Annotated in this window: 10 protein-coding genes and 1 pseudogene; 8 read left to right on the plus strand and 3 right to left on the minus strand. The window is 60.2% G+C overall.

All coding sequences use genetic code 11. The features are described 5' to 3' along the window. Positions 1-1,215: 1,215 nt before the first annotated feature. From repA to repC, 3 genes are all read left to right on the plus strand, one after another. A complete protein-coding gene (repA, locus tag GNP00_RS22405; RefSeq protein WP_011578977.1) occupies positions 1,216-2,430 on the plus strand; it encodes a plasmid partitioning protein RepA in 1,215 nt (404 codons plus the stop codon). Beyond that, complete coding sequence (repB, locus tag GNP00_RS22410) at positions 2,427-3,437, plus strand: plasmid partitioning protein RepB (protein ID WP_011578978.1); 1,011 nt, start codon at positions 2,427-2,429, stop codon at positions 3,435-3,437. The genes repA and repB overlap by 4 nt, the downstream gene beginning before the upstream one ends. A gap of 156 nt (positions 3,438-3,593) precedes the next feature. After that, complete coding sequence (gene repC / locus GNP00_RS22415) at positions 3,594-4,799, plus strand: plasmid replication protein RepC (RefSeq protein ID WP_011578979.1); 1,206 nt, start codon at positions 3,594-3,596, stop codon at positions 4,797-4,799. Between the two features lie 323 nt (positions 4,800-5,122). Here repC and GNP00_RS22420 read toward each other — a convergent pair whose 3' ends face one another. From GNP00_RS22420 to GNP00_RS22430, 3 genes are all read right to left on the minus strand, one after another. After that, entirely contained in the window at positions 5,123-5,665 is a 543-nt protein-coding gene (locus tag GNP00_RS22420) for an RES family NAD+ phosphorylase (RefSeq protein ID WP_011578980.1), read from the minus strand. A gap of 8 nt (positions 5,666-5,673) precedes the next feature. Further along, positions 5,674-6,024 carry an MbcA/ParS/Xre antitoxin family protein gene (locus GNP00_RS22425; RefSeq protein WP_011578981.1) on the minus strand — a complete coding sequence of 117 codons (351 nt, stop codon included), beginning with the start codon at positions 6,022-6,024 and terminating at the stop codon, positions 5,674-5,676. Between the two features lie 359 nt (positions 6,025-6,383). Further along, the gene (locus GNP00_RS22430; RefSeq protein ID WP_041545856.1) at positions 6,384-7,601 is read right to left on the minus strand and encodes a site-specific integrase; all 1,218 of its coding nucleotides are present in this window, start codon (positions 7,599-7,601) and stop codon (positions 6,384-6,386) included. Between the two features lie 126 nt (positions 7,602-7,727). Here GNP00_RS22430 and GNP00_RS22435 point away from each other — a divergent pair, with 126 nt between their 5' ends. The 5 genes and pseudogenes from GNP00_RS22435 to GNP00_RS23515 all read left to right on the plus strand — a co-directional run bounded on the left by GNP00_RS22435 (position 7,728) and on the right by GNP00_RS23515 (position 11,851). Then, positions 7,728-8,759, plus strand: coding sequence for a DUF1403 family protein (locus GNP00_RS22435; protein ID WP_166016320.1), 1,032 nt, complete (start codon positions 7,728-7,730; stop codon positions 8,757-8,759). A gap of 5 nt (positions 8,760-8,764) precedes the next feature. Continuing rightward, a complete protein-coding gene (scpB, locus tag GNP00_RS22440; protein WP_011578984.1) occupies positions 8,765-9,502 on the plus strand; it encodes an SMC-Scp complex subunit ScpB in 738 nt (245 codons plus the stop codon). A gap of 1,079 nt (positions 9,503-10,581) precedes the next feature. Further along, the gene (locus tag GNP00_RS22445; protein WP_011578985.1) at positions 10,582-10,824 is read left to right on the plus strand and encodes a type II toxin-antitoxin system Phd/YefM family antitoxin; all 243 of its coding nucleotides are present in this window, start codon (positions 10,582-10,584) and stop codon (positions 10,822-10,824) included. Next, positions 10,824-11,249 (plus strand): type II toxin-antitoxin system VapC family toxin, encoded by a 426-nt coding sequence (locus tag GNP00_RS22450; RefSeq protein ID WP_011578986.1) that lies wholly within the window; start codon positions 10,824-10,826, stop codon positions 11,247-11,249. Before GNP00_RS22445 ends, GNP00_RS22450 begins: the two co-directional genes overlap by 1 nt. A 304-nt stretch (positions 11,250-11,553) precedes the next feature. Continuing rightward, positions 11,554-11,851 (plus strand): annotated as a pseudogene (locus GNP00_RS23515) (ArsR/SmtB family transcription factor). Positions 11,852-12,060 lie beyond the last annotated feature (209 nt).

Raw genomic sequence — 12,060 nt, forward strand, 5'->3', positions numbered from 1 at the left:
AGAAGGCGAGCTGCGAAGCCCCTCCCCTGCCCCCGATCTCGTGAGGGTCGCCTGCAGCGGCCAGCTTAAGTGGTATAGGACAAGCCCTTGTCTGCGGCGAAGATCTGGGGTGCTTGTTGACAGCCGAACTGCTTCTGGCCAGATCCTAGCCATGCGCTGGGTTCAGCGTTGGTTCGGCACCCCTGCCCTTGCCTGCGCGTCCCGTCGGCGACATCGCTGATTGAGGCGCCGCTCGTGCCGAACAGACTGACATTTCTGTGGCGCCTAGGTGGCGACGAGTACAGCGAATATGAGGTTACGGGCACCGTGGGCATGCTGTCGAAGAGCGTTCGCCAGCTGTAGCCAGTTGGAAATGCCACGATGTTTTCTTAAACCATGCGCGGCCGGCGGGCACTCGATTAGTGCCGTATCGACGCTGCATATCGACCCTTCAGGTGTTTGCGAGTCATGCGCTGCGACTGCGACGGTGGTTATCCGACATCGCCCGACGCTCGATTTTGCGTGGAGAGCTCTTAAACTTTTACGGTCGTCAAGGGACACTGAAGAGCAGCAAAGATGCTAGAGCATGCCTCGCCCCCTCCCCTACCAGCGAAGCACACGAAGCGCATCCGCTGCGGTTCGATTGTGCCATAGGCTTCGCAGGTTTCAATCCTAGTCGGGTGCCATCCATCGGTTGGAAGGCATCAGGTTGTATATGGCTGCGGGCATCTTCAAATCGCTGCCAAACTCGGCGAGCCGATCAAGATAGTGGCGTCCTCGCTTTCCGCCCGCAGAGTGGTGGTGCCTACGAGACAAGAAAATCTCAATTGCGCCGACCTGCCGTTGTCAAGAAGGCGCTCGTTGCCTAGCAGCTCCAAAATGCCGTTGAGGGCGGATCAGTCGATGGAAGGCGCTACGACGCGGATTGGAAATACTTGTTGGCCTGTGCCCAACGAGCGCTTCCTTTTGGTGGGCCAACGGTGCGTTTAGACACCAGCACGCGAACCGGCTGCAGATCAGTTCAATTCCGCACCCGCTTTGCTTTAGAGGTTTGAGACACGAGCGGTAGCGATTTTGCAGGAAAGAGCAGAGGACCGTTCTCAGCTGAGAACTTGCCGTGTCGCTTCGAAATTGCCCACGCCGTTAAGATTCTGTTTACCCTTAATTTGTTGACGGTCCGAAAGACTCAGTGCACCTTACGCCAAAATCGTCGAATGACACAGTTGAGCGTTTTTAATGTCCGAGACCATTATAATGGACGCAGAGCAAACATCTCCGCCGAGATCATTGACAAGGCTGATCGAAGCCGATGCTGATGTCCTCAGTTCTCAGTTGCAGCAACTGCGGGCTCGTGCTTTTCCGCCAACGGCACAGAAGGAACTGCGCCGCTTCATGGCGGGGGAAGCTGCCAGACTGATCGGAATTAGTGATGCCTATCTCCGAACACTGGTTTTGGATGGTGTGATTCCGGAAGCGAAAAAGGATTCGGCCGGACGTAGACTGTACACCCTCGAACAGATTCATGCGATCCGGGATCATCTCGGAAGGAACAAGAGGGATTATGTTCGTCGTCGAACCGGGGGCGAACATCTGCAAGTCATAGCGGTCACAAATTTCAAAGGTGGCTCCGGCAAGACGACAACCAGTGCGCATCTGGTGCAGTATTTTGCACTCCGCGGGTATCGCGTGCTCGCGGTCGATCTCGATCCGCAGGCCTCTCTGTCAGCCTTATTTGGAATTCAGCCTGAATTCGATCTCGATCCGAACGAGACGATATACGGCGCGATTCGCTATGACGAACAACAGCGGCCTATGGCCGAGATTATCAGGAAGACATATTTTACTGGGCTCGATATCGTTCCCGGCAATCTTGAGCTTCAAGAATTCGAACACGAGACGCCTCGCGCGCTGACGGAAGGGAGGCGTGCCGCAGACCGCATGTTCTTTACGCGAGTGTCGGCCGCTTTGAAATCTGTAGAGGCTGATTACGACGTTATTGTCCTGGATTGTCCGCCGTCGCTCGGATACCTGACGCTTTCGGCGCTTTGCGCTGCGACAGCCGTGCTGGTGACGATCCATCCCCAGATGTTGGACGTGGCTTCCATGAGCCAGTTCCTGCACATGACTGCAGGCTTGTTCGACGTTGTCGAGAAAGCTGGCGGCAATGCTGGATATGATTGGTTCCGCTATGTCCTGACACGATACGAACCGAATGACGGCTCCCAGTCGCAGGTTGCCGGTCTCCTTAAAAGCCTGTTCGGAGACAGGGTTCTCACAAGCGCGATGGTAAAGTCCGCTGCGATTTCTGATGCGGGGATCACCAAGCAAACTCTTTACGAGGTCGGCCGCGAGAATTTCCATCGCCAGACATATGATAGGGCGATGGAAGCGCTCGATGCGGTCAATGGCGAGGTTGAACATCTCGTTAGGCAATCCTGGGGTCGCAAATGACGAAGCGCCGCGAAGCACTCAAAGACTTTCTGACGCCGGTATCCAGCCCGGAGTTCTCAGCTGAGAACCCGAGATATCACCGGCCGCGCCAGCAGGTGCCCTCGGGCGCGCTGCAAAGCATGAATGATGCTATCTCCGGCCTATCGAAAGAGGCTGAGGAACTTCGTAAGGCGTTGGCCGAAGGTTCTACGATCGTAGATATCGAGCCCGACCAGGTGGAAAGCTCGTTTGTCAAAGATCGGCTTGATGATTACACCGGTGAAGAATTTGACAGTCTTGTCGCCAGCATCCGTGAAAACGGGCAGGCTATTCCCGTTTTGGTCCGACCGCATCCCGAAAGGGAAGGGTTTTATCAGCTCGCTTTCGGGCATCGCCGCGTAGCCGCGCTCCGCATTCTCAATAAGCGGGTCAAGGCTCTCGTCCGTGAGATGACGGATGAGGAGCTGGTTATCGCCCAGGGCAACGAAAACCTTGAAAGGAAAGATCTCAGCTTCATCGAGAGAGCGCTCTTTGCTCTCCGTCTCGAGGAACGCGGCATGTCCCGCTCCGTGATCATGTCAACATTCGGCACCAATTCCAAAGGGGTGTTATCAGAGATGATCAGTCTGGCCCGACGACTTCCGCCTACCCTAGTCGAGGCGATTGGGCCGGCACCGGGCATCGGTAGGCCAAGATGGGTTGCATTGGCTGATCTGCTAGAGTCCAGTCCCGACGCAGATTGGAAGTCAACGGTCGCGGGATCTGGCTTCAAGTATTTGCAGAGCGCCGATCGTTTTGAGGCCGTATTCAAACTGCTCAAAAACAAGCCGACTCGCAACAGATCTGCTACCCGACCGTGGGGCGCTCCCGATAAATCGGTGACCGCAAACGTGAAGGAGGGCGAAAAAGCCCTCATGATTACTTTCTATTCCAAGAACGGGAAGCCATTCGGCGAATGGATCTCTCATAATCTGGACAGCCTTTATGAGGCTTTCAGGAAGTTGGAGAAGCAGGAAAACGGAGAGTAGAACCGCAAAAGAAAAAGGCCCCCGAACGTCACCGTCGCGGAAGCCCTTCTCAATGGTCTAAGCAGCCTGAGAATCGCATTTCCGCGAATCACTGTCAAGAGTCCTGGCGTCGTTTCGGCGAGCAGATTTCTTTTGCCTGAGAGAGGGTGAAAGGAAATGGAGACGCATATTGCATCGACTCCCTTTGGGAGCCGACCGATGTCGCTTGCTCTGTTAGTGGCACAAAATAGTGCGCGTGAGCTCGCAGAGGGAAAGACGGTCGACAAATGGCAGGTGTATCGCTGGCTTTGCGAGGGGAAGTCGCTGATCGGAGTCACTGATCGCGCTCTCGCAATTCTGGCGGCGCTTCTGTCGTTCCATCCGGATAATGAACTCAGCGAAGAAGGCGGTCTGATTGTTTTTCCGTCCAACAAGCAGCTGTCGCTAAGGGCGCACGGGATGCCAGATACGACCTTGCGTCGTCACCTGGGCAACTTGGTAGATTGTGGCATCATCATCCGCAGGGACAGCCCAAACGGGAAAAGGTACGCTCGGAAGGGGAGGGGAGGGGAGTTGGAAGAAGCCTTCGGCTTCTCGCTGGCGCCGCTGCTTGCCCGCGCCGAAGCGTTTCAGGATGCTGCTGAGCGTATCCAGGCCGAGAACCGCGCCCTCAAGCTCATGAGGGAACGCATTACGCTCTACAGGCGCGATATAGGTAAACTTATCGAGGCGGCCGTGGAGGAGGGCGTTCCAGGCAACTGGACAGGTATCTTGGAGCGTTTCCGCGCGATCGTGGACCGTTTGCCGCGCCGTGCGACCGCCACGGAACTCGAGCCTTTCGTGGCGCGTCTCGCAAACCTTCGGGAAGAAGTAGACAACATCCTGAATTCTCACATGAATGCGGAGAATCCGGATGGCAATGAATCCCATAATGGGCGGCAGCATTCTAATTCAAACACCGACCACTTTATTGAATTTGAACCTGCTCTCGAAAAGAGCGGGGACGAAGCCGCGGCTGCAAAAGAAACGCCTGAGCCGCTGAAAGGCTATCCACTTGGATTGGTGCTAAGAGCATGCCCCGACATAGCCGATTACTCCACTAGCGGAATTGCAAGCTGGCGTGACCTGATGGCAACCGCCGCCCAGGTGAGGGGATATCTCGGGGTCTCGCCATCCGCATATGCCGATGCGCTCGATGTAATGGGGCAGGAAACAACCGCGATCGTGATTGCCTGCATGCTGCAACGCGCCAATCACATCAATTCGGCTGGTGGTTATCTGCGCACCCTAACAGAAAAGGCGAGGGCAGGGCAGTTCTCCGTCGGCCCCATGCTGATGGCGTGCCTGAAAGCAAACGCTGGTAGCGAAAGAAAAGCCGGATGAGGCTCAGCTGGTGATTGCGAAGGGATTACAAAGAGACAGCGAACGAAGAGGGACAGGCTCGCCTCCGAACGCGCTTCGAAGTGTTTGTCGTGAGGGTTGACGAAGGTTGCACATGGACAACGCAGGTGATTCCGGGCCCGGCACGCTGAAGCTCGTTACCAGGAAGGACGCAACCGAAGGCTTGCGAAATCGAGGGTTCAAGATCGCTCATAAGACGGATAGGGGGCCCTTATGTAAGGACAAGTCGGCTCCGTGTTCTGAGGCATATGGTGAACCGGTCCTGGCCGTGGTTGCGAGCGATCGACAGCCACTGTGTCCCCGCGTCAGGTCATCACTTCAGAACGTGGAGGAATACTGCCCGTCACTGTAGATGCGGACAGTCTGCCTTCGTCGTCGATCAGGATGAGACGCGCCGGAGGACTGCTGCTCCATTTCCATAGCACAAGATTCATATCCTCGGGCGTAGAACCAGCAGCAAAGCTTCGAACGAGTAGGCCATTATAGCCTGCGTCGATCAAGCGTCGGGCAAAACCTTGCGTTCTGGCTTCGCCGCTGGCTTTCATCTGATCGCGCCAGGTCGTGTCAGCGATGGCCGCGGCGTCCATTCCTTCGGCTGAAAGCGCCATCTCGTCGTGGCAGTCGAAGATGCTGTCGATCTCCGCGTCGTAGGAGACCAGCGTGGTTGGCTGCAGATTACCCACCTGGTTGGCCTCTCTCAGAGCTGTTACGATGGATAGAGAGGTGTAGAGAGCGGGCACCCCTTTCGGATTGAACCTGCCGCCATATAGCTCCGCTCCCCGCCCGGATAGCGGCTCACGGGCATAGATCGGGTTTAGCGCCCTATAGAGCTTGCCGTTATAGTGCATCCGGGCGTTCAGGCATGCACGCCCGCATCAACCGCGTCGATGTAATCGAGCACGTCGTCAGCTCGTCCGCTGCGCACGAGCTGCATGGCCGTCTGACCGGAAAACCCCGGGAGTGGTTCCGAGCGGTACCAGGCATAGGCCATCAGCGCCGAACCGAAACGCGGCTCCACCTTATTGATGACCTCGATCATTTCACGCAGCCGGCGCTGGGTCTTATCCGACCGGACCCGATCCCTGCGCTGGATCGCGTCTTTGCCCAGACCGGCCGTGCGGGCGATCTCCTCGCTTGTTGTCCGGAATGCTTCAGCGATCCGGCGCGGAGCGAAAATTCCATCATCCGCATATTGGGCGAGGCCCATGAATCGGAACTCCCATGTATTGTGCCAGTGATCTTGACGTAAGATAGCGTCAGAAGAGATGGAATTCAAGAGAGCAGGGAGGCGTCCCCGATACGGCGGACCGCCGACGTCTGCCGCTCGCGATTCCAGCACATCGGCCTGATCAGGGCTGAAAGGCATCCAGCCGGGCAGGGTGCTCGGCCGCAATTGCACCTCCGTTCCGCTCCGCTGGCGAGCATCTCTAACGGGACTTGGGCCGCCCGATAAAGCCGCATCGCAGTTACGGAACGGAATGATTGCACAGCGATCCCGTCGATGCTGCGAAGGTGAAAGTCCTGACCACCTAGTTATTAGGGGTCAAAACCAGGGTAGGGGTTTTTCTATAGACCCGACGCTTTGGTGAGATTAACGCGAAAACGGTCCCGCCGCCGCTGGTACTTGCGGGTCATTTCTGCGCTCGAGTGACCGAGCTGCTTCTGCACGTAGCGTTCGTCAACCTCGGCGGAGGACGCAAGGCCGGCACGAAGCGAATGGCCGGCAAAAAGCTTCACTCGATCCTTTTCGCTCAGGTCTCCGCGCACGCCTGCTTCCATTGCTGTTCGTTTGACCAACCGCGCGACCTCCTGGTCGTTGAGGCGCTCGGCGCCGACGACCTTGCCTCGACCAGTTACCCTCCGAAACAGCGGACCATGGGCGATGCGGGCAAACTTGAGCCAAGTTTCGAGCGCCACGACGGGGCAGGTGGCGTTCGAGGAGCCGCGCCCGATCTCCACCTCGCGCCAGCCGGTCTTGCCGCGGAGCGTGACCAGGAGGCCCTTGTCGAGGATCTCCACCCAGCCGCGGCCGTCCTCCGTCTGGTCGCGGCCGCAATCGAGCCCGACGACTTCGGAGCGGCGCAGCCCGCCGGCGAAGCCCAAAAGCAACATGGCCCGGTCGCGCAGCCCACGCAACGTGCCACGGTCGAGTGTCTCCAGCATAGCGATCAGGTCCTCGGGCAGGATCGCCTCCTTCTGCCGGGGCGGAGCGGCGTGCTTGTTGCGTATGCCGGCCATGACGGTGGCAATGTGCCGGTCCTTGCGGTCGAGCGGTTGCCCGCGCTGGGCATAGTTCCACGTCAGCGAGGAGAGCCGGCGCTCGATCGTCGACACGGAATTGGGCTTCTTGTCGCCGGTCGCCTTTCCCGAGGCGCATGCCGTGATGTAGAGGCCGACCACCTGGGGATCCGGCGGAAACATCTCGACGCCCTGCCGCCTGCTCCAGCTGGCAAAATGCTTCCAGTCTGAGGCGTAGGCGCGGCGTGTGTTGGCCGAGCTCGCTGCGTCGACATAAACGCGGGCGCGATCGGCCAGCGCATCGAGATGCGTCGGCAGGCGAGAATTGGCGACGGCCGGAACAGGGGAGGGGGTTTGGGCTTCCGCCGACAGCTCGTCCGTCGCGCGCCCCATCTCCATGACCACGTCGATGATGTCGGGCAAGTCCTCGGCGATCGGCGCATCGTGCTCGGCCGAGGGTTGGTCGATCCCCGGCGGCGTTTTCTGTGGTCGAGCGGAGCCGTGCTGAGTACGTTTTTCGGTGTTTTGATCGACGAGAGAAGCCATTGTTCCATAAAAGTACATAACGAACGATAATGCAAGATTATCGGTCATTATTTATCCACGACAGGCGCGGCGGTTTTGCAATCATATGCTTGCAAAAAGCGCCGCTGTTCTTCAGCATTGTCGGCGATGATTCTGCGTCTCAACCCCTCGTCGCGCCATCGTGGCACGCCCCCCGGATCGGCCGCGGCCGTCCCGTTGACGGCGGTGCCGGCTTGGCTGCGCAGCGCGGTTCCGGGCGCGCAAAGCGTTGCCGGGAACGGAGTCGAGGATGTTGCGCTCGCGGCGGGTGCCGCCCTCGGCACGCTCGATGCGGTGGTGCGCCGGCAGGAGCGATGGGCCGGTGCCTGGCGGCAACGCCTCGCACTGGCGGCCGCCGCCGCCACGACGAAGCAGGCGGGGCGCCTCGAGGACGAAGCAGCCCTGCGCGATGCGCTGCTGCTGACGAAGGGCGCTGACGATGTCGGGCCTGGCGGCCAGATGCTGTGGGCGTGGCGGCGGCTAACGGCGCAGCCGAGCGCGGAGCTTCTGACGGCGAAAACCCTCGCCGCGGTGCTGCAGGACTTCGGTCATGCCCGCGACGACGCTGCGGTCAGCGGGCTGGCGGACGAACTGCGGCAGCTTGCCGGCAATTCCGGAACCCTCGGCGTGCTGACGGGCGCGTTGATGGCCGCCGAGCGGCACGGCTTCGGGCGCCTCCTGGGAGCCTGGCTTGCCGATGCTGTGCTGGCGCAGCGGCTCGGGTGGGCGCATGCAATACCGCTGCTGGGTGCCGAGCCCGCTTTCAGCGCAGGGGCTGCGCGATCACGGCGGGCGCGTGCCGGGGTTGCGGTAATGGGCGGTGAGAAAGGTCCGCATGCTACGACGAATCTGCTCGCGGCACAGGCGCGCGCAGCTCTGCGCGCGATTGACCTGTCGTCCGAATTGGGACGTCGCGCGGACCGGCTACTTGCCGTGGCGCCAAAACTCAGGGCCAAGGGAGCGGATGCGATCGTCGACCGGTTCCTGAACGAGGATGCGCTGGTCGCGTCGCGGGGAGACAGGGACAAACATACCGGCATGAGTGATCGCGGCCTGCGCCGCCTGTTTGACCGGTTGGTCGCGCTCGGCGCCGTGCGCGAGCTGTCCGGCCGGCCGACCTTCCGCATCTACGGGCTGTGAAGACAATGGCGGAGCGTGCGGCCAAGCGGCGAAAAGGGGGGCAGGGAGGCGAAGGCCGAGCAGACGACGGTCTGTTTGACCGCGAGCTGGATCATCTGCCGCCGGAAGCGCGCTGGCGCGAATGGATGCATCGCGTCGAGGCGGTGATTTTCGCCGCCAGCGAGCCGGTCAGCCGCCAGGTGCTGGCACGCATCGTCGGCGAGAGCTGCAGCATCGATCTTCTGATCGACGACATCCGCGAGGAGCTGCGCGGCCGGCCCTATGACCTCGTCGCCGTCGCCGGTGGTTTTCGGCACCTGACCAGGCCGGCCTATGCTGACGCCATCCGCAGTGCATTTGGCACGACCGTCGGCGGCAGCGGGGGTGCGGGCGACCTCACGCAATCGGAGGTGCTGGTGCTGATGTGCATCGCCTATTTCCAACCGATCACCCGCGCCGAACTGTCGTCCTTTTTCGGCAAGGAGATTTCTCGCGACTTGATCGCCCATCTGCGCGGCGCGGGCATGATCGCGTCCGGCCCGCGTAGCCCGACGCCGGGCGCGCCCTACACCTACGTGACGACGAAAGCATTCCTGCTCGAGTTCGGCCTCGACACGCTGCGCGACCTGCCGGATTTCGAGGCGCTGGAGGATGCCGGGTTGCTGAGCAAGGAGAAGCTGCTCGCGCGCGACATTTTATCCGGGCTGGTTCGCGGGGCGGCGGACGAGCCGGACGGTGATTTCGTCCAGGACGAAGCCCTTTGATTGGGTCTGTTCAGCTTATGCCGTCGCGGATCGTTGCGCCTTGTCAATGTCGCCGGTGAGTTCCGTTGCGGCGGAAATCCATTCACCATCTCGCGCCTCGTCCGGACTTCGATGGCAGCATTTCGCTGCACTGTGATCATTCAGCAGATCCTCCAAAAGGTCTCAAGCGGACATCCGAGCTGTCTGCCCCCGGTGTCCGTCAGCTTTCTGTCGGCGAGACCCCGGCATTTTCCATCATCAACACGACGGATCGCTGCCGGCGTGCGGAAAATGCATAACGCCGCGCGGCTTGCCGGACTTCTGCCGACCTTGGAAAATATACTCCGGCCTTCCAGGCAAGGCCGAAGGGAGCGCTCGAAAAGGTCGATCACTCGACCGCCGGCGCCGTCGAATCATTTTCTCTTGTAGGCGCGCTGGCAGACCGCGGGCAACCCAACGCTCCAGCCGAGCGCCGCCGCCGACCCGTTCACTCAGAAAGCACTCAAGATTTTGCATCTCGCGAGCAGAGTCGGAACGAGGCCTCCCCTCCGCCTTCCAAAAACCGTCTTTAGTGGCAGCCGCTCAGATGGTCGTACGGGCAGACCAAAAGTGACCCTGATGCTCTTTGCCGGGCAAGCGGACCGGGCGCGCGTACCAGCGGCGGTGTCCGTGTGCAGCGTCATCGAGTAAGCGGGCCTTCCGTCCGGCCCGGCCATTCCTATACAGTTCCCATCTCAATGGGGCGGCCGTGCTGGCATACAAGACCAGGCTCATTGGTGCGCAATTATCGGCGGCTAACTGGACCGACCATCACACCGCCTGCTAACACCTGATGCCGAGCGAGCGGGGCGCAGAGACCAGTCTAAATTGGCGGCGAGCTGACAGGAAGTTTGTTGGAGTATCATGCGACGTCTCCTGAACGGCTCGCGAGCGTTGTGCTGGCGAGCGATCAGGACGTGCATTCCGAACGTGCAATCAGGATGACTCGTGATTGTCTCCGGCCCCAAGCAGCGTTCGTCAGAAGGACGAGTTGGAGAGGCAGCGTTGGAATTCTCAGACTAATTGCGCTATATGATCATCTATATGGTCAGGAGCGTGAGATGAACGCGATCAATCTGGCGGATGCCAAAGCTCATCTGAGCGAACTGGTTGACCGGGTCGAAGCGGGCGATTCGATCGACATTACCCGCCGCGGTAAGCCCGTCGCGCGGCTCACTGCCGTGGCCAGGCCACGCAAGCCGGTTGATGCCGCGCTGCTCCAGTCGCTGACGGCGACGATGCCGCCCCAGTCCCAGAGCGCCGCTGATCTCGTGCGGTCGATGCGAGATGGCGATCGCTTCTGATGCTCTATCTCGACACGTCGCTAATCGTCGCGGCGCTCTCCAATGAAGCGATGACGCAGCGTGTTCAGGCATGGATTGCGGAGCAGGATCCCGCACAGCTTCTTATCAGCGACTGGACCGTTACCGAGATGTCGTCGGCCATGGCGATCAAGCTGCGGACCGGACAGATCAGCCTTGAGCAGCGCGCGGCGGCGCTCGCCATGTTCAACAAGCTTGTTGCCGAGAGCTTCACCGTGCTGCCGGTGACGGGCGGGCAGTTCCGGGCGGCGGCGAGGTTTGCCAACCAGCATACCTTAGGACTCCGCGCCGGCGATGCGCTGCATCTTGCCGTCGCGTCGGAGCATGGCGCCACGGTGCATACGCTCGACCAGCGGCTTGCCGACGCCGGACCGGCGCTCGGTGTGCCCGCGCAGTTGCTGACATGATCCGGGCCTTCTCCAGCTTGGCCGGTCCGCCGGGGAGCCGCCATGGCCGGTGATTGGTCGAACGAGCAGAACGACGCAATCGTGGCGGATCATTCGCAATGCTCGTGGACGACACCGCCGGGCGGACCTCCTGCTCCGGGACCGGGTCGTTTATCTAACAGACCTATTCCGAACGGGTCGAAAGCGCCAAAGAAGTAGCGAAGCGGGTGAACCAACCTTCGCAATAGCGGCATCTGCGTTGGCAAGGGGTGAGGCGACCGGGCAACTCATGAAACTCGCAAACGCAGCTTCCTAGCTAGAGGCCTTGGGCAATCCGATTCGGCCTCAGCTCTACCGCGTTCTTGTCCGCGCCGGCGGCGATGGGCATATGTCGGCAGCATCCAGGATAAGCTGGGCATTCCCGCCTCCACCCTATCGTACTAAATCAAAAGACTTGTTGATTCCGGGCTGGTTTCCCAGGAACGCCAGCGACGACATTGATATGCAAGGCGCATTACCCCGCAATGCAGGCGCTTATCGGCTATCTTGCAGACGAATGTTGCGCGGATGGCAGGTGTCCGCCTTTGCGTAGCAAGAAAAGCCGCATCGGGAGCACTGCGTGAAGCCAGCACCGGAGAGTACCAACACAGGGTGGTTCATCAGCGCCCTCGGCGCTGCGCAAATCTGCTCGAGGGGAACGCTCTTCTATGGCTTCCCCTTGATCGCGGAAGCCATGCGCACCGACCTGGGGTCGGAACAAGAGCAGTGCCAAATCGTACGCTAAGGCCGAACGGATGGTGAACGTCATGCGGCGCGCAACATTCGGCCGGGA

The organism is Chelativorans multitrophicus, assembly GCF_011317445.1.
Classification (GTDB): Bacteria; Pseudomonadota; Alphaproteobacteria; order Rhizobiales; family Rhizobiaceae; genus Chelativorans; species Chelativorans multitrophicus.